Source organism: Burkholderia sp. PAMC 28687 (assembly GCF_001577465.1).
Classification (GTDB): domain Bacteria; phylum Pseudomonadota; class Gammaproteobacteria; order Burkholderiales; family Burkholderiaceae; genus Caballeronia.
In genome coordinates this window covers 568,706-592,534 of sequence record NZ_CP014507.1, presented here as the reverse complement: position 1 = coordinate 592,534, position 23,829 = coordinate 568,706, and the positions used below count along the sequence as shown (strand labels likewise).

Here is a 23,829-nt window from a genome sequence, read left to right as displayed (position 1 = left end):
TCGATTCAATCAAATAGACGATCGATTTGCGCATTTCATCAATCGAGACTACACCTCATTTTGATCATTCCAATCAAACATATGATCGATTCGAGCACTCGACTCGAGATCACCTCTCAGCAGGCATTACACCGGAGACCCGCATGGCCCAGTTCCCAATCAAGCGTTCAATCGAGCGTGTTCCCGGCGGCATGATGATCGTGCCGTTGCTGATCGGTTCGCTGATCGCGACCTTCCTGCCCGGCATGCCGAAGTTCTTCGGCTCCTTTACCAGCGCGCTGTTCACCGGCGCGTTGCCCATTCTGGCCGTGTTCTACGTGTGCATGGGCGCGAGCATCGATGTCAAGGCCACGCCGTATCTCATCAAGAAAGGCGGCGCGCTGTTCGCGGCGAAGATCGGCTCGGCGATCGTGGTAGGTATCGTGCTGGGGCACTTCCTGGGCGAGCAACCGGTGTCATCGGGCATCTTCGCGGGCATTTCGACGCTGGCCGTCGTCGCCGCGATGAACGATACCAACGGCGGCCTCTATATGGCGCTGATGGGCCAGTACGGCCGCTCGGAGGACGTGGGCGCGTACACGATCATGTCGCTGGAATCGGGACCGTTCCTGACCATGGTCACGCTCGGCGTGGCAGGGTTGTCGGCGTTTCCGTGGCCGACACTCGTAGGCAGCATCCTCCCGCTCGTCGTCGGCATGCTGCTGGGCAACCTGGACCGCGAAATGCGCGACTTCCTCGCGCGTGCGGTGCCGGTGATGATCCCGTTTTTCGCACTGGCGCTGGGCGCGAGTCTCGATCTGCACAAGGTCTGGCAAGCTGGATTGCTCGGCATCGGACTGGGTCTGGCAGTCGTAGTCGTGACCGGCATTCCGCTGTATTTCACCGATCGCATGACGGGCGGCACGGGCGTGGCGGGCGTCGCAGCCGCGAATACCGCAGGTAATGCGGCGGCCGTTCCCGCCTTGATCGCGGCGGCCAATCCGGTCTATAACGAGGCCGCAAAAAGCGCCACACTGCTGGTTGCGGCATGCGTGGTAGTGACGGCGATCGTGTCGCCGATCCTGACCGCCGCTGTTGCCAAACGCGCGAGCGCGCGTGCCGAAGCGCGCCGCGTCCTGAACAAAGAGGCCACGCGATGAACACCCGCAGCATCCTCATCATCGCAGACGATCTGTCGGGCGCGGCCGATTGCGCGATTGCGTTCGCCGGCGCGGGACGGCGCACGATCGTGACGCTGGATGCATCGAGCGCGTTGAACGCAGGCACCGATGCGGATTCCATCGATGTGATCGCCGCCGATACCGACACCCGCCGCCTCGCACCGAACGCTGCCGCGCGCCGGACCGCCGATGCATTCAGTACGCTCGCCGCGCCTGGCCGCCGCTTGTACAAGAAGATCGATTCGACCTTGCGCGGCAACTGGGCCGCCGAGGTCGCGGCGCTGCAACCGCGTGCGGGTCTCGCGATCGTCGCGCCCGCGTTTCCGGCGACCGGGAGGACCACGCACGGCGCGCGCGTGCTGGTGCATGGCGAGCCGCTCGAAAGCACGGATACATGGAAGCTGGAAAACGCAGACCGGCCGGCGAACGTGCAGGCCATGCTGGAAGACGCGGGTCTGCGCTGCGCTTCGATCGATGTGGACACCTTGCACGGCGACGCCGAGGTTCTGCGCAACCGCATCCGCGCGACGACGAAGGAACGCGTCGAGGCACTGATCGTCGATGCCCATACCGGCGACGACCTCAAGCGCCTCGCCGAAATCACTTCGCAGCTCGACCACGAACTCTTCTGGGTAGGATCGGGCGGACTCGCGCGTGAACTGGCGACGCTTCCCGATCTCTTCAGCAATCCGCCGAGCGAGCCGCTCATCCACGAGAAACAGCATGGCCCGATCCTCGTGCTGGTCGGCAGCTTGTCGTCCGTCTCCGAGCGCCAGTGTGCGATGCTCCGGGAGCGTGCGGGCATTGCCGAACTGATCGTGCCGCCAGCCGTATTGCGCCAGGGCGCGGGTGCGGAAAGCGAGCACAGCGAGTGGCGCGAATGGCAATCGAAGATCGCCGATTTTCTCGTGAAGCGAATCGATCTGCTGGTTCGTATCGGCCGCGACGATGCCTTCGATCCCGCCGAAGGCGCGCATCTGTCGAACGCATTGGCCGCGCTGGTCGCACCGCACTTCGAGCACGTCGGCGGGTTGATCGCGACCGGCGGCGAGACCGCCCGCGCAATGTTGAGCGCCACGGGCATCGGCAGTCTCGACCTGCTGGCCGAAGTCGAAGCCGGCGTTGCGGTTGCTCGGCCTTCTGCGCCACTGGCATCGCGCCCCGCCATTGTCACGAAGGCCGGCGCATTCGGCAGCGAACATGCGCTGTTCGGCGCGTGGGAACACCTGCAGCGGCTACCTTTACCGACAACTAACACGCATTGAATCCAGGCGAGCGCGATTTCAATCAAAGCGTAACGAAAGCGCCCCACATACACGGAGTAACACCAAGATCATGAGCAACTATCTTCCCGTAATCGGCATCACGATGGGCGATGCAAGCGGCGTCGGCCCCGAGATCGTCGTCAAGAGCCTCACGCACAAAGTGGTCTACGAGCAATGCCGTCCGCTCGTGATCGGCGACGCGCGCCGCCTCGAACAAGCCAACGAGATCGTCAACGGCACCGCGAAGATCCGCCGCATCAAGGATGCGACCGAGGCGAAGTACGAGCCGGGCACGATCGACTGTATCGACCTCGACCTGATCCCCGATGACCTGCCCTTCGGCAAGCTGTCGTCCGTTGCAGGCGACGCGGCCTACCAGTACATTGCGCGTGCAGTCGAGCTGGCGGAATCGAAGCAGATCGACGCCATCTGCACCGCGCCGCTCAACAAGGAAGCGCTTCACGCCGGTGGCCACAAGTATCCCGGCCACACCGAAATGCTCGCGCATCTCACGGGCGTGAAGGAAGTATCGATGATGCTCGTCGCGCCGCAATTGCGCGTGATCCATGTGACGACGCATATCGGCATCATCGATGCGATCAGGAAGATCGAACCCGGTCTCGTGCAGCGCACGATCGAACGCGGCAACGCCACGCTCATCAAGGCAGGAATTGCGAAGCCGCGCATTGGCGTTTGCGGCATCAATCCGCATGCCGGCGAGAACGGCTTGTTCGGCTATGGCGAGGAAGAGGAAAAGATCATCCCGGCTGTAAAGGTGCTGCAGGAACAGGGACTCGATGTCACCGGTCCCCTCCCCGCCGATACGCTCTTTTTCCGCGCCGGCCGCGGCGACTTCGACCTCGTGGTCGCGATGTACCACGACCAGGGACATGGTCCGGTGAAGGTGCTCGGGCTCGAAGCGGGCGTGAACGTGACGGTCGGTTTGGAAGTGATCCGGACGTCGGTGGATCACGGCACGGCGTTCGACATCGCAGGCAAAGGGATCGCCGACGAACGCAGCCTGCTCGAAGCCCTGCGCCAGGGCGCGGAACTCGCGACGCGGCGCGGCTGATCGTGATGGCGGCGGCGTCCGGTCGTGTAACATCGGCGGCCTTGTTCTTCGCTTGAGCCCATTGCCATGAAAGCCGCCGACCGCCACCGCGCCATCCTCGATCTCGTCCTTACGCGCGACGCCAATGTCGAGCAGTTGAGCGAGGCGCTGGGGGTGTCGGAAGCGACCGTGCGGCGCGATCTGACCATGCTCGCGAAGGAGCGCCGGCTGGTGCGCACCTACGGCGGCGCGACGGCGCTGGTCGGAGCGCATGAGCCGGAGGCGTCGCTGGAAGAGCGCAAGTCGGCGCAGCGCGAGCAGAAGGAAGCAATCGCGCAAGCCGCTGCGCTGCACGTCCGGGACGGCGACACCGTTCTGCTCGATGGCGGCACGACCTGCGCCGCGCTCGCCCGGCAGTTGAGTGCGCATCACGATTTGCATGTGGTGACGAACAACCTGCTTGCGGTGATGACGCTGGCCAATGCGCCCGGCGTGAGGATCACGCTGATAGGCGGTGATTTGAGGGCTTCGAGCATGAGTACGCTCGGGCCGCTGGCTGAACTTGTGCTGAGCCGTTTGAGCGTGGACGTGGCGTTCCTCGGTGCGGATGGCGTAGCCGCGGATTTCGGGCTATGCGAGGCGACGGCGGAGCAGGCTTATCTGAAGGATTGCATCATTCGCCGCGCGGCGAAGGTGATCGTTCTCGCCGATGCCGACAAACTCGGCCGCGCAAGGCAACAGCACTGGACGCCGCTTGAACGGGACTGGACCTTGATCACCACCGATCTGGCCGGGGCTGAACGGCTTGCGCCGTTCAAGGCATTGAAGGGGGTCGGGGTCCAGGTCGTCGCGATGGACGCTTAATGGACGCTTAATGGACCATTAAGCGCTGGTCGAGCCCCTGGCCGACTTGTCCGCATCCGCCGCACGCTCCAGCAACAATTCCTTCTCCCTCGCGTTCCTCGTCATCGACGCGGCACGCTCGAACGCCTTGCGCGCTTCTTCATGCCGACCGAGCCTCGCCAGCAGATCGCCCCTGACGCTCGGCAACCAGTGGTAATTCCTAAGCACTGCATCTTCAGCCAGCCCGTCAACGATCTCCAGACCCGCCGCCGCGCCGAACGCCATCCCCACTGCCACTGCGCGGTTCAGCTCGACCACAGGCGAAGGCGCCACCACGGACAACGCATCGTACAAAGCCACGATTTGTTCCCAGTCCGTCTCCTCCGCGCGCCGCGCCCGCGCATGACACGCCGCCAGTGCGCCCTGCAGCGCGTATGGTCCACGCCGCGCGTTCAATGCCTCGGCGCGCGCCAGCGCAGCCAACCCGCGCCGGATCAGCAACGGGTCCCAGCGGCTGCGATCCTGATCCATCAGCAAGATCGCGCGGCCGTTCGGGTCGGTGCGCGCGTGAATCCGCGATGCCTGGATCTCCATCAGCGCAACCAGTCCGTGGACCTCGCTTTCATCGGGCGCGAGGCCGGCCAGGATCCGCCCCAGGCGCAAGGCGTCATCGCACAAGGATGGCCGCATCCAGTCGTCGCCGGCCGTGGCCGAATAGCCTTCGTTGAAGATCAGGTAGATCACTTCGAGCACCGACGCGAGCCGCGCCGCGCGTGTATCGGCCGTCGGTACTTCGAACGGCACGCGCGCCGCCGATAACGTCCGCTTCGCCCGCACGATCCGCTGCGCGATGGTCGGCTCGGGCTGCAGGAAGGCGCGCGCGATTTCATCGGTGGTGAGGCCGCCGAGCAGGCGCAAGGTCAGCGCAACCCGCGCATCGAGCGACAACACCGGATGACACGCGGTGAACACGAGCCGCAGCAGGTCGTCGCCTATGTCGTCTTCGCGCGCGGCGCCGAGGGCATCGACAAAATCCGGCGTGACATGCTCTTCGCGCGCATCCATGTCGAGCCCCAGTTCCTCGTGTTTGCGGGCGTGCAATGCCTCCTGGCGCAAGCGGTCGAGCGCGCGATGCTTCGCCGTTGTCACGAGCCACGCGCCCGGATTGTCAGGCACGCCATCCACCCGCCAATGTTCGAGCGCCGCAACCAGCGCGTCCTGCGCGAACTCCTCGGCAAGCGATACGTCACGCACCAGCCGCGTGACCACCGCGATGACCTTCGCCGATTCCAGCCGCCATACGGCTTCTATCGCGCGATGCGTGGCCTGATCCTGCTCGCCCGGCGTTTCGCTCACGATGCGGCCGCCGCTGTTGCTGTGGCGACCATCTGCATGGGCTCGTGGAATCGCTTGTGCATTCAAAGTCCTCGTCATTCTCAGTCGAGCATCGGCATCTAACGCCGCGCGGGCAGGAGCTCACGAAAGCGATCGAAGGCCTCGCCCGAGCCCAACTCATCGAGTTCGTACAGTCGCCGCACTTCTATCTCGCCGCTTTCGTGCTCGCCCATCGGCGCTGGAAAACGGCGCACCCATTCCACGGCTTCCTCGCGCGAACGGACCTGGATCAGCGTGTATCCGGCAATCAACTCTTTCGTCGCGGCAAAAGGTCCATCTGTGACCGTGCGCCGGCCGTTCTCGTAACGCACTCGCCAGCCCGTGGCGCTCGGGTGGAAGCCGCTTGCGTCGAGCAACACACCGGCTTTGGAGAGTTCCTCGTGATACGCGCCCATTGCGCTTAACAGCGCTTCGTCCGGAAGAACGCCTGCTTCGGTATTTTCGTTGGCCTTGACCATGATGATGAATCGCATCGCCGTCTCCTCGAGGTTGGAAGCAAGAACGCGCGCTGCGCTCTCATCCCCACGACGATTCACGATTCACCGAATCGACATCGTTTTAATGACTTTCGACGATCCTGAGCAAACGCTCACACCCAGCACGGCGCGATCTTGCGAACTTCGACTTCGCACCACTCCGCGGCCGGACACGCCGATGCAATCTCGATCGCCTCTTCCTGCGTCTCACACGTGAGCATGAAAAATCCGCCGATCATTTCCTTGGCTTCGGCGAAAGGCCCGTCGGTCAGGCTCGCCTTGCCGTCGCGCTTCTTGACCCGCAATCCGTCCGATGCCAGCGATTCACTCGCAACCAGCAGTCCACGCTCTTTCAGCCCCGCGCCGAACTCGACCATGCGGTCGTAAAGCAACCGCCCTTCGGCTTCCGTGCGTTCAGCGCGCTGACCAACGGGTTCGGCAATGAGCAGCATGTAAGGCATGACGTCTCCTGAATGATGTGTGTGCCCGGGTTTGCGACACAGGCTCAAGGTAACAAGCGTCCCGCGAGCTTTCAATCCGTTCATTTACTTGGCCAAGCACCCTTCGCAGTAATGCGAAACCCGTTAAGCTGTCGGCCTTCCAACCGCCGCGTGGGCCGCTCTCTATTAGATTATGGTCGATTTATCCGTCTACGCCGGCCTCTTTGCGGTCGCCCTGATCGCGGCGACGCTCTTTCCCCTTCAATCCGAAGCACTACTCGCCGGATTATTGATTGCCCATAAGCAACCAGTCTGGATGCTCGTCGCGGTCGCGAGCGTGGGAAACGTGGCGGGATCGACGATCAACTGGGCGCTTGGACGCTCAATTGAAAAGCTGCGCGACAAACGCTGGTTCCCGATCAAGGGACGCGCACTCGATCGCGCCGAGAACTGGTACAAGCGCTTCGGCCGATGGACCTTGCTGCTTAGCTGGACGCCGGTGATAGGCGACCCGCTCACGATGATTGCCGGCGTCCTGCGCGAGCCGTTGTGGTCGTTTCTCGTGATCGTGACGATTGCCAAGACAGCGCGCTACGTGGTGATTGCCGCATTGATCGCGATGTGACGGCACCGCGGCTGTCCAGAAAATCAAGGTCAGAACAAACGCAATGGGGCCGGACCGAAGTGGCAGGTATTTTCTGACTGATGAATCATCCCCGCTGGTAAACGCTGACATCCGAATCGTTCGTTCAAACGTAATACATCGATTGCGCATTGAAGCGCGATTAAACTGACGAAAGAAACTGGCGCTTTAACGTTTGCGCCATCTGACGCTTCCTGCACAAGCTGTACAAAACGGTCTTTTTGCCTTCTATTTGCGGCTTAAACCACAAAAGTTTTTGCTAAGGTGCGTTAAGTGGCAAAAACAAATCACCTTGAAGTAGACTCCCCGCTTAACGGGTAAGGCGTACTGGATTCATTGCTCAATACCCCACGGTAACGTGTAATTAATACTGATTCACCGCGGCTCTCGAGAACACCACATTTCTACTGACCACCTGGCTGCTTTCTTCCGACACCATGGCTATGACTCTGGACTATCTGCTGGACCGGCAAATTTCTTCGCAATGGCGTGGCGTTCTCGTCGCGCTTGCCGAAGAGTTCGACACGCAGATCGGCCGCGATGAACTCCGTCAGTTGATGCAACGCGTCGGTCACCGCTTCGCAGCCGCGCATCCGCTTCCCGAGTGCAGCAATACGCCCGAACTGGGCGCTGCCTTGAATGCGGTCTGGAATGACGTCGACTGGGGTTTTGTGGAAGTGACGGACGAGCCGGAGTATCTGCGCATCGTGCATTGCTGCCCGCCACTGCTCGCATTCGGCACGAACGCATTGCCGTGGACGCCGGCGTTTCTCGAAGGCGCCTATCAGGAATGGCTGAGTGCGCTCGGCGCTGACGGGCTCGCCGTGGTGCAGGCAGGAGAATTCGACGAAACCGCTGCAGTCGAGTTCCGGCTCGGCCGATATACAAACTAAGGCGTCAAGTCATTCAGCGCGGTATTGAAGCAAGACAGCACGACCACGAATAAACAGTCGATCAGGCATCAACCCAGATAAAGCGCCATGAGCGCACAGGTCACTGGCCAGTGATCGCAGGGGTTACGCCCAAAGTAAAACCGAGAGTACGAGGATGCAGCACATGAACCCTTCGCGCGATATTGAAAAGCTCTTCGATCAGTTTGGCGGCGATGCCAGCGACTATCAGGAGATCGGCCGGGAAAACGAGGCAAGTCACGCGCGTACGCGCTGGCCGCTGCTCGCGACGCTCGACCTGTCGCAGCCGTCGATTCCCAATGTCTCGCAGCATCGGGATTCGCTGCTTTCTCCGGTGCACAACCGCTCTGCGGAGCCACGCAAGAAAGCGTGGGGCGCACCGGCTGAGATCGAAGCGGCCGAGGACGAAGCAGCTCAGGGTGCGTCCGCAAACGCGACGACCAAACCGGCCTTCACGCGTGACACACGCCCGCGCCTTTTCTCGCGCCCGAACCGCAAGACCATTCCTCCTGTTGCGAATATCGCGCTGCCGGGGTCGCCGGTCGGTGCGGAACGCTTTTCGGCGCTCGTGGATGCGGTCGAGGGTGCATCGAATGTCGAGGAGACGCCTGTCTTGGCTGCAGCGGTTACACCGGACCTGATCGCACGGCTTCAGCCGCAGGCTCCGGCGCCGCAACAACAACAGCCACCGCATCGGCCGACGTTGCCGCGCTCGCAGCCACTGTCCACGCCCGAGAAGCTGCCGGGTTTTGCGAGCGCGTTCCAGGTGCAACGTCCGCAGCCTGCGACAAAGCCCTCGCTGCCACGCATTCAGCCGACGCAGCCCGTCTCCGAGCCGGGCGCGCAATCGATTCTCGCAAAGGCGTTCCGTCCGCAAGCCGCAAGCCCCACGCAAGCCGCGCAGCAAGGCGGCGCGCCGCGCTCCGACTCACTCCAGTCGATGTTCGAGCGTCTGCGCGGACCGGCTGCAGCGGCATCATCGAATGAAGCACCCGTCGCGGGCTCCTGGCTCGCAAAGCGCGCGTCACGGTCATGAAGGTCATTACCGTGGTATCCGCCAAAGGCGGCGTAGGTAAAACCACGCTCGCCGCCAACCTCGCCTCGGTGCTGGCCGCCCGCGGGCGCCGCGTGATTGCGCTCGACCTCGATCCGCAAAACGCATTGCGCCTGCACTTCGGCATTCCGCTCGACAGCATCGATGGCCTGTCCCGTGCCACGCTCGCCAACGAAGCGTGGCAAACCGTGATGTTCGATGGAGTAGATGGTGTCACCGTCGTGCCCTACGGCGCGGTCCTGGAAGACGATCGCCGGCACTTCGAGGCGTATATCGACCGGGAGCCGCAGTGGCTCGCGCAGTCGCTGGAGATGCTCAAGCTCGACACCAACGACATCGTCATCGTCGATACCCCGCCGGGTTCCTCCGTCTATACACGCACCGCGCTGACCGCCGCGAACTTCGCGCTGAACGTGGTGCTGGCGGACGCTGCATCGTATGCAGCCATCCCGCAGATGGAACGCATGATCGAGGCCTACGCCACGCCGCGAGCGAACTTCGCGGGCACGGGTTACGTGGTGAACCAGGTGGACCAGACGCGCCAACTGACCAAGGACGTGCTGAAGGTCTTGCGCAACATGCTGGGCGGCAAGATGTTCTCGGGTGTCATTCATCTCGATGAAGGCGTAAGCGAATCGCTCGCCTGCGACACCACCCTGATCCATTACGACCCGCTGAGCCAGGCGACCGCCGATCTTCGCGCATGCGGCGAATGGCTCCTGAATTCAGTCGATGCCATGCCGGTTTCTCCGAGGAACGTCGCATGAACCAGCCCCGCGCACGACGCCTTTCCGAAGCGGACGAAATTCCGTCGCGTCTCGAACGCCTGGTCGATTCGGGCATCTGGAACAGCCGGATCTTCAGCGGCCTGCTGACCGTGTTCGCCGTCGTCACGATGTACTTCGTGTGGACGGTGCCGATGGTCGCGACCCAGCAGTTGATCTTCGCGTGCTGCTGCTTCGGGTTCGCAATGGCGCTGCGGCGTCTGCGCGGCCAGTACGCCACGCTCGTCATGATCATGTTGTCGGTGACCGTGACCGGGCGCTACATGTACTGGCGCCTGACCGAGACGACCTACTGGGAACGTCCGCTCGACGCCGCGTGGGGTTTGCTGCTGGTCACCGCCGAAGTGTATTCCGCGATCGTGCTGATGCTCGGGTATTTCCAGACCGCGTGGCCGCTGCAAAGAAGGCCCATGCCGTTGCCGCAGAACCGCGACGAGTGGCCGACCGTCGACGTTTTCATTCCGACCTATAACGAGCCGCTCGGCGTGGTGAAGCCGACCATCTACGCGGCGCTCGCAATGGACTATCCGAAGGACAAGATTTCGATCCATGTCCTCGACGACGGCCGCCGTCCCGACTTCAAGGCCTTCTGTGAAGAAGTGGGTGTGACGTGGACCATCCGCACGCACAACCGGCATGCGAAGGCCGGCAACATCAATGAAGCGCTGAAGACCACGAGCGGCGAATATCTCGCGATCTTCGATTGCGATCACATCCCTACGCGCTCGTTCCTGCAGATCGGCCTCGGCTGGTTCCTGAAAGACAAGCTGCTTTCGATGCTGCAGACGCCGCACCACTTTTTCTCGCCCGATCCGTTCGAACGCAATCTCGGTACGTTTCGCAAGGTGCCCAACGAAGGCGAGTTGTTCTACGGCCTCGTGCAGGACGGCAACGACCTCTGGAACGCGACCTTCTTCTGCGGCTCGTGCGCCCTCTTGCGCCGTACGATGGTCGAGGAGATCGGCGGTATTGCGGTGGAGACGGTGACCGAAGATGCGCATACGGCGTTGAAGCTGCATCGGCTGGGTTATACGACCGCGTATCTCGCGATTCCGCAAGCCGCGGGGCTCGCGACGGAAAGCCTGTCGGGGCACATCGGCCAGCGCATTCGATGGGCGCGTGGCATGACGCAGATTTTCCGTATCGATAACCCGCTCACTGGCAAGGGTCTCAAGCTCGGCCAGCGGCTCTGTTATCTCAACGGCATGATGCACTTCTTCTACGGCATTCCGCGCCTCGTGTTCCTGACGGCACCGCTGTCGTACCTGTTCTTCGGCGCGCACGTGATCCAGGCGGCGGCGGGCACCATCGCGATCTACGCGTTGCCGCACATGATGCACGCGAGCATCACGAACTCGCGCATGCAGCGCCAGTTCCGCCATTCGTTCTGGGCCGAAGTGTACGAGTCCGTGCTCGCGTCCTACATCACCGCGCCGACCCTCCTCGCGATGATCAACCCGAAGCTCGGCAAGTTCAACGTGACGGCCAAGGGCGGCCAGATCGCCAAGGATTACTTCGACTACAGCATCTCGAGGCCGTACCTGATCTTGCTGGTGCTGAACCTGCTCGGGTTTATCGCGGGGATCGTGAACATCTACATTCACTGGGACGTGAAAAGCGAAGTGAACACGGTCTTGCTGAACCTCGCGTGGACCACATACAACATGCTGATCCTCGGCGCAAGCGTGGCCGCTGCGAGCGAACGCAAGCAGGTGCGCACGACGCATCGGGTCGAAATGAAGATGCCCGTGATGCTGAAGTTCTCGACCGGCCGCACGCTTGCCTGCGAGACCATGGACTACTCGGAAGGCGGCGTGGGCGTGAAGCTGCCGGGCGACCTGCAAGTGCCGTTGCACGAGAAGGTCACCGTATCGCTTTTCCGCGGCGATGAAGAATATGCGTTCCCCGCGACCGTCGGCTTCAGCGCCGTTGGACGCGTGGGATTGCGTTTCTCGGCGCTGACGCGCGAGCAGGAATTCGAATTCGTGAAGACCACGTTTGCCCGCGCCGATGCCTGGACCAACTGGTCCGAAGGCCGTACGCCGGATGCGCCGCTGCGCGGCCTGCGCCATGTGCTGACGGTGGGCGTGGGCGGTATCGGCGCGTTGTTCGAGCATCTTTTCAACGACGCGCGGACGTGGGTAGTGACGCGTACTCCAAGCGCCAAAAAACTCAAGACCAAAGACTGACATGGGTAAGGGAATCACGATGCTCCGCCTTGACACCGGCCGAGGCGAACAAGATCGGGCTGCGCCTGTGCCGCTGCGCTCCCGCCCCATCGCCCGTGCGCTGATGCGCTCGCTTGCCGGCTGGATGGCGTTGCAAACGGCGCTTGCCGTGCCGCTGGCATCGCTTGCCGGTGCTGCCAATGCCGCAAGCGCAAAAGAGGCGTCGGCTGCGAGCGTGCAGATCGCGCCAACCGCCCCAAGCGGCGTGCCGCTTCCCGGTCCCGCCGCGCCGTACAACAAGCTGACCATCGAACAACCGCCGCTTGCCGTTGCCGTTCCTGCCTTCGGGCAAGCCGCATCGGGCGCGGTGGGTGCATCGGCGGCGCCGGCCGTCAAGACGCTGGCATCTAAGACGCCGACGACCGCCGAACCCGGCACGCTGGTTCCCGGCGGCCGCCGCCAGACGCTGACCTTCGCCGATCTCGGTGCGCTCGATCCGCTGCAACTTCGCGGCACCGACGGCCAGAACGGCGTGCCGTTCTCGGTACGCGGCGACGAAGTCGTGACCGGCGCCGTGCTGCATCTGATCTACAGCTATTCGCCGTCGCTCCTGCCCGCCATCTCGCAGCTCAAGGTGCTCGTGAACGGCGAAGTCGCCGCAACCTTGCCGGTGCCGCGCGATCAGGCAGGCATCCTGGTTGCGCGCGACGTGTCCATCGACCCGCGCTTCATCACCGAATTCAACCACCTGAACGTGCAGTTGATCGGACACTACACGCAGCAGTGCGAGGACCCGTCGAACTCGACGTTATGGGCGACCGTCAGCAATGCGAGTTCGCTCGACCTGACGTATGCAACGCTTGAAAGCAAGCCGGATCTCGCCTCGTTGCCCGCGCCTTTCTTCGACCGGCGCGATGTCCGCCGTCTCGAACTGCCCTTTGTCTTCGCGCAGAAACCGACACCCGCGACGCTCGAAGCGGCGGGCACTGTCGCGTCGTGGCTTGGCTCGCTCGCGGGTTATCGCGGTGCAGTGTTTCCGGCGCAGGTCGACAACGTGCCGCTGTCCGGCAACGCGGTCGTGTTCGCGACGCCGGACCAGCATCCGGCCGGCGTGCAGATCCCCGAAATCTCCGGTCCGACCATCGCCGTGCGCGATCGTGAAGGCGGCGCACGCGGGCGCTTGCTGCTCGTGATGGGACGCAACGACGCCGAGCTGAAGACCGCGGCCAAGGCGCTAGGTATCGGACAGAATTCTTTCTCCGGCCAGAGCGTGACGATCACGCAGCTCAACGACTTCGCGCCGCGCAAGCCTTACGACGCTCCTAACTGGCTGCCGACCGATCGCCCGGTGCGCTTTGGCGAACTGGCTGAAGCACGCGACCTGACGGTGAATGGTTATAACGCCGACGCCGTGCGCGTGAACCTGCGCGTGCCGCCCGACTTGTTCATGTGGCAGACGAAGGGCGTGCCGATCGACCTGGGTTATCGATACACCGTGCGCCCGGCGCTCGACCGCTCCACGCTGAACATCAACGTGAACGACGGCTTCGTGCAGTCGCTGCGCATCCCGGCAGTGGCCACATCCACGTTCGATCTGGGCCGCTATTTCAATCGCGTCCTCCCCGACAAAACCGCTGCCGCGCGTCATCAAATCTATGTGCCGCCGTTGCTGCTGACGCCGCGTTCGCAATTGCGCCTGCATTTCTATTACGACTATCCGAAGACCGGCGAATGCCAGGGCCGCATCCTGGACAACGTGGTCGGCGCGATCGATCCGAATTCGACCATCGACTTGTCGGGTTTCCCGCACTACATGGCGCTGCCCGATCTCGCAGCGTTCGCCAACGGCGGTTTCCCGTTCACGCGCATGGCGGATCTCTCGCAGACGGCCGTGATCATGCCCGACGATCCCAGCTCGGCGGACTACAGCCTGTTCCTGCTGGAGATGGGCCGCATGGGTGCATCGACGGGATATCCCACGACCGGCGTCACGGTCGCACAAGCCAATCAGGTCGATAACCTCGCCGACAAGGACCTGCTGATCCTGGGTTCCCCTGGTCGCCAGCCGCTCTTGCAACGCTGGTCGAAGAACATGCCGTTCTCGGGCGATGCCGACTCGCGCAACTTCGAGCTCTCCGATGTCGCGTTCAAGGTCGTCGACTGGTGGCACGGCGAACGCGGCGTGGAGCGTTTGCCGGCACGCGCGGACCTCACGCTCGTGAGCTCCAACGGCGATGCGCTCATTACCGGCTTCAAATCTCCGCTGCACAGCGAGCGCAGCGCGGTCGCACTGATCAGCGCGGCGGGACAGTCGGATGCGGACTTGTCGGCGGCCTTGCTCGACAACGACATCCTCCCCGAGATCCAGGGCGCCATGGCCGTGATCCACGGACGCGACGTGACGGTGACATCGAACGGACAGGCGTATTACGTCGGCCGCCTGTCGCCATTCGAATACATGCGATGGGCGTTGTCGTCGCATCCGCTCCTGCTCGTCTTGAGCGGCTTGCTTGCGGCCATTATCATCGCGGCACTGTTCTACCGTGCACTGCGCGCGGTCGCAGCGCGCCGTTTGAGGGATTGATATGCAGGCTGGTTTCAAGCGTGGATCGAAGGCAGCAGTTTTGACGCTGGCATTGTTCAGCATGGGCTTCACTCCTGGCGCCGGGGCTTTTGCGCCGGTGACGAAGGAATGCGCGGACTGGAACGCATACCGGACGTTCGCGTCGCGCTTCATCCAAGCTGATGGCCGCGTGGTCGACTTCTCCACGCCGGCGCAGCAGACTACGTCCGAAGGCCAGTCGTATGCCATGTTTTTTGCGCTGGTCGCAAACGATCGCGCCATGTTCGACCGCTTGCTGAACTGGACTCGCGCGAACCTGGCGGCCAATCAGTTCGATGCAAACACCGTGCGGCTGCCATCGTGGCAATGGGGCCGTAAAGCGGACGGCTCGTTCGGCGTGCTCGATCCGAATTCCGCATCCGACTCCGATGTATGGATTGCCTACGATCTGCTGCAAGCCGGCCGTCTCTGGAACGAACCCCGCTATACGCGTCTGGGCGAAGCGCTCGCGGCGCAGATCGTGAAGCATGAAGTGGCGAGCCTTGATGGTATTGGACCGATGCTGCTGCCCGGTCCACAAGGTTTCCAGATTGGCGATGTGACGCGTCTCAACCCGAGTTATTCGCCGCTGCCGGTGTTGCGCGGTCTTGCCAGCGCCATGCCGAAGGGTCCCTGGAACGCGCTCGCGGAGAACGGTTACAAGCTGGTGTCGGTGACGTCGCCGCGAGGCTTCGCGCCCGACTGGGCGGCGTATAAGAACGGCCAGTTTGTGGTCGATCCGCAGAACGCCGATACCGGCAGCTACGACGCCATCCGCGTTTATTTGTGGGCAGGCATGGCGTCGAGCGCCGATCCGCTCAGCAAGCCTTGGCTCGCGGCGCTCGGCGGCATGCGCCAGGCCGTGGCGCAAACGGGGATTCCGCCGGAACGCGTGGCGGTATCGACGGGAGTGGGAAGCGGTGAAGGACCGTTGAGTTACTGGGCATCGCTTGGACCCTACTTCAAGGCGCTCGGCGATGACCGGGGTCTCGGGCTCGCACGCACGCATCTGGCCGTGCTCGATGCGCCCATCGGCTCGCCGGTCATCAACAACCGTGAGCCGGTGTATTACGACCGGGTGCTGGGTTTGTTCGGCGCCGGATTCATAGAAGGCCGATACCGCTTCGACGAAGCCGGCCGACTCGTCCCGAGTTGGAGAAGCGCATGTTGAAACGGTCTCTCTTTCCCTTGACGACACACGCCCGTGCGCGCGCGATTGCGCTGAGCGTGGCAGCGGGATGCGTCGCGAATGTGCCGTTGACGGCATTCGCGCAAGCCGCGAGCAGCGCCGCCGATGCAGGCACCGGTGCGGGCACCAATGCAAGCGCCAATGCAAGCGCCAATGCCCCGCTCGCCGTATTGATCGACCAGGGCCGCTACTGGCAATCGCACCGGCGTGGCGACCTTGCAGAGCAGGCATGGCAGAAGGTGTTGCGTATCGACCCGAAGCAGCCTGACGCGCTCTACGGCATGGGCATCATCCTCGCGGATCGCAAGGACGGCAGCGGCGCCCAGCAATATCTTTCGCGCTTGCGGCAGGCGGCGCCGCAGTATCCGAATATCGATGAACTCGGCCGCCGGCTTGGCGAAACCAGTCCGCGCGACCAGACGGTGAACGACGCTCGGCGTCTCGCGCAAAGCGGCCAGAGCGCCTCTGCCGTGCAGGAATACCAGCGCGCGTTGAGCGGCAAACCCGCCACGCCCGAACTCACGCTCGAGTATTACCAGGCGCTCGCCGCTACACCACAAGGCTGGGACCAGGCGCGCCAGGGCCTCACGCAGCTCGCGAAGCAGAACCCGAATGATCCGCGTTACACGCTCGCCCTGGCCCAGCATCTGACCTATCGCGATACGACCCGCCGCGAAGGCATCGCACGTCTTGCGCAGTTGAGCACCGACAGCACCGTTGGCGACGAGGCGAAGAAAAGCTGGCGCCAGGCGTTGTTGTGGCTGGGCGCGCGGGCATCGGATGCGCCCTTGTATCAGGCGTATTTGCAGGCATCGCCGGATGACCCCGCCGTCAAGGCCCGCTTCGATTCGATGGTCCAGCAGGACAAACAGGTGCAGGAACGCTCGCAGGCGAGTGCCGCAACCGATGCACGCGGGCGCACCGTCGCCGAAGGGTTTGCGGCGCTGGATCGTGGCGATATCGTCACGGGACGCGCCCGTTTTTCGGCCGTGCTGGCGCAAAGCCCGAATGACGCCGATGCACTCGGCGGCATGGGCGTCGCCGCGTTGAAGCAGGAAAAGTTCGATGAGGCACGCACCTATCTCGAACGTGCATCGCGCGCCGGAAACGCCGCGCGCTGGAAAGACGCGCTGACCAGCGCCACTTACTGGAACTACACGAGCGCGGGTATCGGCGCACGCAGCAACGGCGAAACTGCCAAAGCCAAGTCGATGTTCGAGCGCGCGATTGCGTTGAATCCATCGGACACGACCGCGCAGACTTTGCTCGGCGAGACCTTGCTTGGCAGCGGCGATCCGCGCGGCGCGGAACAGGCGTACCGGATGGCACTGCGCCGTCAGGCCGATAACCCCGATGCTATCCGCGGCCTCGTCGGCGCACTCGCCGCGCAAGGCCGCGGTGAAGAAGCGCTGGTGTTTGCGAACCAGTTGAACGCCGAGCAGCAGGCGAAGGCCGGCGGCATCAACAAGCTGCGTGGCGAAGCGCAAGCGGCGCAAGCCCGCGCGGCGGAAGCGCGCGGCGATCTGGGCGCGGCCCGCAGTCTCTTCGAAGATGCGCTCCTGAACAATCCCGACGATGTCTGGATGCGCCTCGACCTCGCACGCATCTATGTGCGCCAGGGCGCGGTCGGCAATGCGCGCAGCATGATGGACGGGCTGCTCGCGGCGCACCCCGACATGACGGATGCGCTGTACGCAAGCGCGTTGTTGTCCGCCGAGACGCAGGACTGGGCGACGGGTTTGTCGCAGCTCGACCGCATTCCCGCGGCTCAACGCACGCCGGCGATGACGGCGTTGCAGCATCGTTTATGGGTCCACGTTCAAGCCGATACCGCAAGCCGCATGGCGCGCGCCGGCCAGACGCAACAGGCCATTGCCATTCTTCAGGCCGCTACGCCTGTCGCGCAGAACAGCCCTGAGCTGATCGGCGTGCTGGCGACGGCCTATCTCCAGGCCGGCGATACCGGCCGCGCGCTGTCGCTCGTCCGCGGCGCGATGGCAAGCGCCCCCTCGGACACCGGTCTGCTGCTGCAATATGCAGGCATCCTGACGGCCGTCCCCGTGCCTCAAGGCCAGACCAATCCGCAGCAGGACGCCGAGTTGAGTTCGGTGATGCGCAGGCTCGCGGCGTCGCCGCTCACGCCTGCCCAGCGTATCGATTTCAACAACCTGAACATCGGTATCGTGGTGAAGCAGGCCGATACCGTGCGTCAACGCGGCGATCTCGCGGGCGCATACGATGTGATCGCGCCGTGGCTTGCTGCAACGCCCGATAACGCGGACCTGCAAGCTGCGCTTGCACGTCTTTACACATCGGCCGGCGACGACAAGAGCGCGCTCGGGAGTTATCGCGTGGCATTGGGCCGCCGTCCCGACGACGTCAATCTGCAGGTCGCGACGATTGCCGCGGCATCAGGCGCGAAGGACTTTTCGTTCGCCGAAACGACCGCCAAGCAAGCGCTGCTTGCCAACCCCGACGATCCGCGCGTGCTCGCCGCGGCCGGCCGCATGTATCACGCAGAAGGCGACTTGTCGCTGGCATCGCGGTATCTGAAGCAAGCGCTGATCGCAGCGAACACGCCGGTCAGCCAGACGCCGCGCGGGCGTCAGAACGGTCAGCCGGCCGTGCCGCGCGGATGGGAATCGGCCATGCAGCGCATTGGTTCCGCGCCACTGCCGGGCACGAATCCGTTCGAAGGCAAGACCGCCGTCGATACCACCACCAACGCCGCCAATCCCGCAGGCACACCGACGGGTCCGCTTGCCGGATTGTTTTCGCGTTCGTCGGATCCGGCGCCGGGATTGCCTGGGTATCCGCAGCAGCAGCCCTATTCGCAACCTCGCACGCAGCAGTACTCCCAGCCCTATTCACCGACGCAGAACGTGCCGAACTATTTGCCTCCTCCGCAGCCTGCGCCGTATTCGACGCCTTACGTTGCGCCCTACCGGGCGCCGGCCAATAGCGCACGTCCCGTAACAGGCAATGGCGGGTACGGTCCCGATACCTATGGCTCGAGCCAGTCAGGCGCGCCATCGGCGGCGCCGCTGCAGCCGTATCCGGGACAAGGACCGGCTCAGGACGCAGGGCAATACCAGGCGCAATATCAGCAACCCTATCAACAGCCATATCAGCAACAGCAAGCTTATCCGGCACAGCAGCAATATCAGCCGCAGCAAAACCAGCAGCAGTACCAGCAGCCCTATCAGCAGCAAGATCCGGCGATGAGCGCGCCATGGCCAATGTCGCCTGCAGCGCAGGAAGCGCAAAACAACGCACAGGCGGCTCAGCCGCGTATATATTCGAGCACCCCGGCGGCCAGGCCGAAACGCACGACCACGACTAAAGCGACCCAACCCGCGTCGCGTCAGGCAACGCGTCGCTACGCCCCTGCCGCCGACGAAACCAACTACACGCAACAGCAGCCTTACGCGTATCCGCCGCAGCAACAGCAGCAGCCGTACTACTCGAACCAGCCCTACATCCCGCAGCCTCCTGCGGGCTACGCGCAGGCATACGTGCCGTCGCAGACGGCGCAGGTTACCCAGCCCGGCCAACAGTCGTATCAGGGCAACATCGCAAACGCACAGACGCTTGGTGTCGCCGATGAACTCGCGCAAATCAATCGCGCGCAGTCAAGCACCGTGTCGGGCGGCGTGGTGTTTCGCAGCCGCACGGGCGAGGACGGGTTGTCGAACCTGACGGATATCGAGGCGCCTATCCAAGGACGGATACGTGCGGGCAATGGTCACGTGGTGGTCACGGCGACACCCGTTACGCTCGATGCCGGCACCGCGCAGGAAACCGCCGATACCCTCAAGCGTTTCGGCTCGGGACTCGGCTCAGGACTCAGCGCGGGAGGAAGCGGGCGCCCTGTCTCCAATCAGTACGGCAACCAGACCGCGAGCGGCGTAGGGTTGTCGGTGGGATACGAAACGAATAGCGTGCAACTCGATGTCGGCACTACGCCACTCGGCTTTCGCGAAGAAAACGTCGTGGGCGGCGCCCAGTACAAAGGCGCGATCACCGACAAGGTCTCGTACTCGGTCGCCGTGGCTCGCCGCGCGGTCACGGACAGTTTGCTGTCGTATGCCGGCGCGCACGATGCGCAAGCAGGTATCACGTGGGGCGGCATCACGTCGAATGGCGGACGCTTCGACCTCGGCTGGGACGACGGCACGAACGGCGTGTACCTGAATGGTTCGTTCCAGTATTACGACGGCAAGAACGTCGCGAGCAACACGGCGGAAAAAGGCGGCGGCGGTTTCTACACGCGCCTCTATTCCGATGCCAACCAGACGTTGACCGCCGGCGTGAACACCACGCTGATGCACTACGACAAGAACCTCTCCTTTTTCACCTACGGCCAGGGCGGCTATTTCAGCCCGCAACAGTACGTGATCCTGAACTTGCCGGTGGAATACATGGGCCGCAGCGGCGCGTTCACGTATGACGTGAAAGGCTCGATCGGCGTGCAGCATTACCGCCAGGATGCGTCGGATTATTTCCCGACCAACGGCAACGTGCAGCCGGTCGGCGGCACCGGAATCACGGCCTCGCAGGGTGGCGTCTACGGCAGCCAGACGAAGACGGGGATCTCGTATTCGTTCAGCGCAACGGGCGAGTTTCAGCTTGCACCGCAATTGACGGTGGGCGCCACGGCTTCGCTTGGCAACGCGTATCAGTATCGTGAGTATCTGGCGGCGGTTTATATTCGCTACAGCTTCACGAAGCAGAACATGGTGCAGCCATCGTTCCCGCCTTCGCCTGTCAGCTCGCCTTACGTATCGATGTCGAACTGAAAATCGTGAAGCCCCGTTGCGTTGTCGGCCCGGGGCTTCATGTTTCAAACCAGCACCCCTCCGCCGTCCACCACGTAGGTCTGGCCCGTCGCAAAGCCGCATTCCATCAGGAACAAATACGCGGCGGCGACGTCACGTGCTTCGCCTACGCGTCCTGCGGGCAGGTGTTTGCCAGCCTGCTCGTACATGGCTGCGCGATCTGCCTCGGACATGTTTTGCCACAGGTTGGTCGCGACCAGGCCCGGCGAAACCGCATTCACCCGCAGCGGTGCGAGCTCGACGGCCAGCGCACGCGTCAGTGCTTCCATCGCACCGCAGACGCTTGCGCCGAACGCCCAGCCGCTATGCGGACGCAACGCCGCAATGCCCGTAGTCAGGACGATCGATCCACCCTTCGTCATATGCGGCGCGCCATGTTTGACGGCGGTAAGCGCCCCCCAGTAGCGGATATCGAATGCGCGCCGCGCCTCGCTTAGATCCGTCTTCGCAAGCTCTCCGAGCCGCAACGAATCGCCGGCGGTGAAGACAAGGTGATCGAGGTTTCCGGTTGCATCGAAGAACGACTGGATGGCGCGCTCGTCGGTGAGATCGAGCGCGTAGCCTTCCACCTTCGGTCCAAGCGATTCCGCCGCAGCCGCCACCCGTTGCGCGTTACTCGATGCAATCACGACCCGCGCGCCTTCCTCCACGGCGTACTCCGCGACCGCATAGCCAATCCCTGACGAACCGCCGAGCACGACAATTTTCCTGCCCTCGAGCCGCCCGCTCACATCGATGTTCGTCATGACTCAAGCTCCCTTTTCGATCAGCGATTGCAGCACGGTATCGAGCGGAACACGGCCGCGACGCACCTCGTTTTGACCGCCTTCGAAGCAGATCCATTCTTCGTTGAACCCGTCGATCATCTGCATGCGCGGCAGCGGATTGGTCATGCCCTGCGAGCGGAAAAGGTCTTCCCAAGTATCACGCGGCACGATGTTCATGCGGACATCGCGTCCGAGCAACCGTCCAAGGCTCGCGGCGATCATGTCCGGCGATACGCGCTGCGTCCCCTCAAGCTCGATGACCCGCCGACCCGTCCACGTCTCGCGCAACAAATCTGCCGCGACCCGGCCGATATCGGCGGTGGCGACCATGGGAACGAGTTTGTCGAGCGGCTGAAGGAAGCTCGGGACGACACCCGTTTCACGGGCCGGCGCAATATCCCAGGCTGCGTTTTCGATGAACCACGCAGCACGAAGGAACGCGACCGGCATGGGCAACGTGCCGAGTTCCTGCTCCATGATCTGGAGCTGGTTGAGCAAGTTGGGCTGTGTGGCTTGCGCGCCGATGGTCGAGAGCACCACGACCTTTTTCGGCCTGGCTGCGGCAAGCGCGGCCCGCAGCGAAGCGATCGCCTTGCGCGCCTCGGGAAATCCCTGCGTCGGATCGAAGGTCGGCGGCAATAGGACGAATACGCCTTCCGTGCGTTCGAACGCGTGCTGAAGCGCGTGTTGATCGTTGACGTCGGCGACCGCTACTTCGCAGCCCTCCTTCGCCCACGCTTCTCCTTTTGCTGCATCGCGCACCACGGCGCGGACATCGTGACCCGATGCGAGCAGCAAACGTGCGACGACTCCCCCGACCTGACCCGTGATTCCGGTGATAGCGAACATGGTGTTCTCCTCAAAAGACCTGCAGCGGACGCTGCGTTGAGAAGAAGTGTGGGCGTTAGAAAGGCGTTTAGCGATGACCTACCTGTCATTTCATTAATGACACGATGTCATTTGTCATTTCTTTCATATGCTGTTACAGCAAATACGGAAAAGCCGTTCCAGCGCGAACTGGAACGGCTTTTAAGCGCTTAAAGCAATGCTTACTGGCGCACACCTTCAGCCTGGATATGCAGCGTCGTCTTCATCTTGAAGCCGTATGCCTTGCCGTAGTCCACACCGAAGTCAGCGCGATCGAACGTGCCCGTCGATTCCGTGCCGCACACTTCCTTCTTCATCATCGGGTTCGTGAAGCACTTGAACGATTCGATCTTCAGGTTCACCGGCTTCGTCACGCCATGAAACGTCAGATCGCCGATCACTTCCACCGGCACGTTGCCCTTGAACTTCATCGACGTGCCTTTGTAGGTTGCCGTCGGGAATTTTTCGGTATCGAAGAATTGCGCGCTCTTCAGTTCACCGTCGAGCTTCTCATTGCCGATGTTGATCGACGTCATGTCGATGGTCGCTTCCAGCGTGCCCTTCTTCGCTTCGCGATCGATCGTCACCGTGCCGCTGCTCTTGTCGAACTTGCCGCGCCACACCGAGATGCCGCCGAAGTGATCGGTCTCGAAGCTCGGGTACGTGTGGTTCGGATCGAGTTGGTACGTGACTTCAGCGGCCATTGCGTTAAACGATGCCGCCACGAACAACGCGCCTGCTGCCGCGATCAAAAGGTTCTTTTTCATGTGTTTTCCTGGATAGGTTTGGAAACTGGATTATTTCTTGAGCGTTATTTCTTGACCGCGACGAGATGGAACTTGATGACGACTTCATCGGCGACGACCGACGTGTCTTTCCACTCGCCCGAACCGACATCGAACTGCGTGCGTTTGATGGGCAGCGCACCATCGAAGGTCTGCGTGGCACCCTGCTGCGTGACAGTGACCGGCACCGTGACGTTCTGGGATTTGCCCTTGATGGTCAGCTTGCCGGCCACGTTGAATTTGTTGCCGCCCGCCGGCGCGATGGACGTTGACGCGAAGGTCGCGTTAGGGAAATGCGCGACGTCGAACCAGTCCTTGTCCTGCGCCTGCTTGTTGTAGCTGTCGTCGCCGAGATCGTAGCTGGCGGTATCGATGTTGATGCTCGCGTTGCCGGCAGCCGGCTTGGCAGGGTCGAAGTCGAGGGTTGCGGTGAACTTCTTGAACTTGCCATCCACTGGCACGTTCATCTGCCTGGACGTCGCCGTCACGGTGCTTTTGGCGGTGTCGACCTGGGCCTGGGCGGCGGCGGTCGTGAAAAGCGCTGCAGCGGCGGCCGCCACGAGCAGCCATCGGGAAGTAAAAATGTGCAT

The 23,829-nt window shown here is 62.9% G+C and carries 19 protein-coding genes; 12 read left to right on the top strand and 7 right to left on the bottom strand.

The features are described from left to right. Positions 1 to 143: 143 nt before the first annotated feature. The 4 genes from AX768_RS25525 (at position 144) to AX768_RS25510 (ending at position 4,340) form a co-directional block, all read left to right on the top strand. On the top strand, positions 144 to 1,139 hold the full coding sequence (locus AX768_RS25525) for a 2-keto-3-deoxygluconate permease (protein WP_062002888.1): 996 nt from the start codon (positions 144 to 146) through the stop codon (positions 1,137 to 1,139). Next, the gene (locus AX768_RS25520) at positions 1,136 to 2,425 is read left to right on the top strand and encodes a four-carbon acid sugar kinase family protein (protein ID WP_062002887.1); all 1,290 of its coding nucleotides are present in this window, start codon (positions 1,136 to 1,138) and stop codon (positions 2,423 to 2,425) included. Before AX768_RS25525 ends, AX768_RS25520 begins: the two co-directional genes overlap by 4 nt. A gap of 70 nt (positions 2,426 to 2,495) precedes the next feature. After that, positions 2,496 to 3,497: a 4-hydroxythreonine-4-phosphate dehydrogenase PdxA gene (gene pdxA / locus AX768_RS25515; RefSeq protein WP_062002886.1), complete on the top strand. Its 1,002-nt coding sequence runs from the start codon at positions 2,496 to 2,498 to the stop codon at positions 3,495 to 3,497. 66 nt (positions 3,498 to 3,563) lie between these two features. Next, positions 3,564 to 4,340, top strand: a complete 777-nt coding sequence (locus tag AX768_RS25510; protein ID WP_062002885.1) for a DeoR/GlpR family DNA-binding transcription regulator — start codon at positions 3,564 to 3,566, stop codon at positions 4,338 to 4,340. 18 nt (positions 4,341 to 4,358) lie between these two features. Here the strand turns inward: AX768_RS25510 and AX768_RS25505 are convergent, their stop codons facing one another. The 3 genes from AX768_RS25505 to AX768_RS25495 form a co-directional block, all read right to left on the bottom strand. Next, positions 4,359 to 5,753 carry an RNA polymerase sigma factor gene (locus tag AX768_RS25505; RefSeq protein WP_082779082.1) on the bottom strand — a complete coding sequence of 465 codons (1,395 nt, stop codon included), beginning with the start codon at positions 5,751 to 5,753 and terminating at the stop codon, positions 4,359 to 4,361. Between the two features lie 20 nt (positions 5,754 to 5,773). Beyond that, the gene (locus AX768_RS25500) at positions 5,774 to 6,187 is read right to left on the bottom strand and encodes a YciI family protein (RefSeq protein ID WP_062003667.1); all 414 of its coding nucleotides are present in this window, start codon (positions 6,185 to 6,187) and stop codon (positions 5,774 to 5,776) included. Between the two features lie 116 nt (positions 6,188 to 6,303). Further along, positions 6,304 to 6,651: a YciI family protein gene (locus tag AX768_RS25495; RefSeq protein WP_062002884.1), complete on the bottom strand. Its 348-nt coding sequence runs from the start codon at positions 6,649 to 6,651 to the stop codon at positions 6,304 to 6,306. 172 nt (positions 6,652 to 6,823) lie between these two features. Here AX768_RS25495 and AX768_RS25490 point away from each other — a divergent pair, with 172 nt between their 5' ends. The 8 genes from AX768_RS25490 (at position 6,824) to AX768_RS25455 (ending at position 20,781) form a co-directional block, all read left to right on the top strand. Next, positions 6,824 to 7,255 (top strand): YqaA family protein, encoded by a 432-nt coding sequence (locus tag AX768_RS25490; protein WP_062002883.1) that lies wholly within the window; start codon positions 6,824 to 6,826, stop codon positions 7,253 to 7,255. 455 nt (positions 7,256 to 7,710) lie between these two features. Next, complete coding sequence (bcsD, locus tag AX768_RS25485) at positions 7,711 to 8,166, top strand: cellulose biosynthesis protein BcsD (protein ID WP_062002882.1); 456 nt, start codon at positions 7,711 to 7,713, stop codon at positions 8,164 to 8,166. A gap of 163 nt (positions 8,167 to 8,329) precedes the next feature. Further along, entirely contained in the window at positions 8,330 to 9,220 is an 891-nt protein-coding gene (gene bcsP / locus AX768_RS25480; protein ID WP_082779141.1) for a cellulose biosynthesis protein BcsP, read from the top strand. Beyond that, positions 9,217 to 10,005 (top strand): cellulose biosynthesis protein BcsQ, encoded by a 789-nt coding sequence (bcsQ, locus tag AX768_RS25475; RefSeq protein ID WP_062002880.1) that lies wholly within the window; start codon positions 9,217 to 9,219, stop codon positions 10,003 to 10,005. The genes bcsP and bcsQ overlap by 4 nt, the downstream gene beginning before the upstream one ends. Then, on the top strand, positions 10,002 to 12,212 hold the full coding sequence (gene bcsA, locus AX768_RS25470; RefSeq protein ID WP_062002879.1) for a UDP-forming cellulose synthase catalytic subunit: 2,211 nt from the start codon (positions 10,002 to 10,004) through the stop codon (positions 12,210 to 12,212). The genes bcsQ and bcsA overlap by 4 nt, the downstream gene beginning before the upstream one ends. A 19-nt stretch (positions 12,213 to 12,231) precedes the next feature. Next, positions 12,232 to 14,775, top strand: a complete 2,544-nt coding sequence (bcsB, locus tag AX768_RS25465; RefSeq protein WP_231941604.1) for a cellulose biosynthesis cyclic di-GMP-binding regulatory protein BcsB — start codon at positions 12,232 to 12,234, stop codon at positions 14,773 to 14,775. Positions 14,776 to 14,836: 61 nt separating this feature from the next. After that, entirely contained in the window at positions 14,837 to 15,964 is a 1,128-nt protein-coding gene (bcsZ, locus tag AX768_RS25460; RefSeq protein ID WP_062003666.1) for a cellulose synthase complex periplasmic endoglucanase BcsZ, read from the top strand. Beyond that, entirely contained in the window at positions 15,958 to 20,781 is a 4,824-nt protein-coding gene (locus tag AX768_RS25455) for a cellulose biosynthesis protein BcsC (RefSeq protein ID WP_062003665.1), read from the top strand. Before bcsZ ends, AX768_RS25455 begins: the two co-directional genes overlap by 7 nt. Positions 20,782 to 20,825: 44 nt before the next feature. Here the strand turns inward: AX768_RS25455 and AX768_RS25450 are convergent, their stop codons facing one another. The 4 genes from AX768_RS25450 to AX768_RS25435 all read right to left on the bottom strand — a co-directional run bounded on the left by AX768_RS25450 (position 20,826) and on the right by AX768_RS25435 (position 23,829). Further along, entirely contained in the window at positions 20,826 to 21,566 is a 741-nt protein-coding gene (locus AX768_RS25450) for an SDR family oxidoreductase (protein ID WP_062002877.1), read from the bottom strand. A 3-nt stretch (positions 21,567 to 21,569) separates the two neighbouring features. Continuing rightward, a complete protein-coding gene (locus tag AX768_RS25445; RefSeq protein WP_062002876.1) occupies positions 21,570 to 22,436 on the bottom strand; it encodes an NmrA family NAD(P)-binding protein in 867 nt (288 codons plus the stop codon). Between the two features lie 200 nt (positions 22,437 to 22,636). Then, positions 22,637 to 23,221, bottom strand: a complete 585-nt coding sequence (locus AX768_RS25440; protein ID WP_062002875.1) for a YceI family protein — start codon at positions 23,219 to 23,221, stop codon at positions 22,637 to 22,639. Positions 23,222 to 23,265: 44 nt separating this feature from the next. Next, entirely contained in the window at positions 23,266 to 23,829 is a 564-nt protein-coding gene (locus AX768_RS25435; RefSeq protein ID WP_062002874.1) for a YceI family protein, read from the bottom strand.

Excerpts from the sequence above, each read along its gene's own strand:
- AX768_RS25525 (WP_062002888.1), top strand. The coding sequence starts at position 144 with ATGGCCCAGTTCCCAATCAAGCGTTCAATCGAGCGTGTTCCCGGCGGC.
- AX768_RS25520 (WP_062002887.1), top strand. The coding sequence starts at position 1,136 with ATGAACACCCGCAGCATCCTCATCATCGCAGACGATCTGTCGGGCGCG.
- pdxA (WP_062002886.1), top strand. The coding sequence starts at position 2,496 with ATGAGCAACTATCTTCCCGTAATCGGCATCACGATGGGCGATGCAAGC.
- AX768_RS25510 (WP_062002885.1), top strand. The coding sequence starts at position 3,564 with ATGAAAGCCGCCGACCGCCACCGCGCCATCCTCGATCTCGTCCTTACG.
- AX768_RS25505 (WP_082779082.1), bottom strand. The coding sequence starts at position 5,753 with ATGACGAGGACTTTGAATGCACAAGCGATTCCACGAGCCCATGCAGAT.
- AX768_RS25500 (WP_062003667.1), bottom strand. The coding sequence starts at position 6,187 with ATGCGATTCATCATCATGGTCAAGGCCAACGAAAATACCGAAGCAGGC.
- AX768_RS25495 (WP_062002884.1), bottom strand. The coding sequence starts at position 6,651 with ATGCCTTACATGCTGCTCATTGCCGAACCCGTTGGTCAGCGCGCTGAA.
- AX768_RS25490 (WP_062002883.1), top strand. The coding sequence starts at position 6,824 with ATGGTCGATTTATCCGTCTACGCCGGCCTCTTTGCGGTCGCCCTGATC.
- bcsD (WP_062002882.1), top strand. The coding sequence starts at position 7,711 with ATGGCTATGACTCTGGACTATCTGCTGGACCGGCAAATTTCTTCGCAA.
- bcsP (WP_082779141.1), top strand. The coding sequence starts at position 8,330 with ATGAACCCTTCGCGCGATATTGAAAAGCTCTTCGATCAGTTTGGCGGC.
- bcsQ (WP_062002880.1), top strand. The coding sequence starts at position 9,217 with ATGAAGGTCATTACCGTGGTATCCGCCAAAGGCGGCGTAGGTAAAACC.
- bcsA (WP_062002879.1), top strand. The coding sequence starts at position 10,002 with ATGAACCAGCCCCGCGCACGACGCCTTTCCGAAGCGGACGAAATTCCG.
- bcsB (WP_231941604.1), top strand. The coding sequence starts at position 12,232 with ATGCTCCGCCTTGACACCGGCCGAGGCGAACAAGATCGGGCTGCGCCT.
- bcsZ (WP_062003666.1), top strand. The coding sequence starts at position 14,837 with ATGGGCTTCACTCCTGGCGCCGGGGCTTTTGCGCCGGTGACGAAGGAA.
- AX768_RS25455 (WP_062003665.1), top strand. The coding sequence starts at position 15,958 with ATGTTGAAACGGTCTCTCTTTCCCTTGACGACACACGCCCGTGCGCGC.
- AX768_RS25450 (WP_062002877.1), bottom strand. The coding sequence starts at position 21,566 with ATGACGAACATCGATGTGAGCGGGCGGCTCGAGGGCAGGAAAATTGTC.
- AX768_RS25445 (WP_062002876.1), bottom strand. The coding sequence starts at position 22,436 with ATGTTCGCTATCACCGGAATCACGGGTCAGGTCGGGGGAGTCGTCGCA.
- AX768_RS25440 (WP_062002875.1), bottom strand. The coding sequence starts at position 23,221 with ATGAAAAAGAACCTTTTGATCGCGGCAGCAGGCGCGTTGTTCGTGGCG.
- AX768_RS25435 (WP_062002874.1), bottom strand. The coding sequence starts at position 23,829 with ATGCACATTTTTACTTCCCGATGGCTGCTCGTGGCGGCCGCCGCTGCA.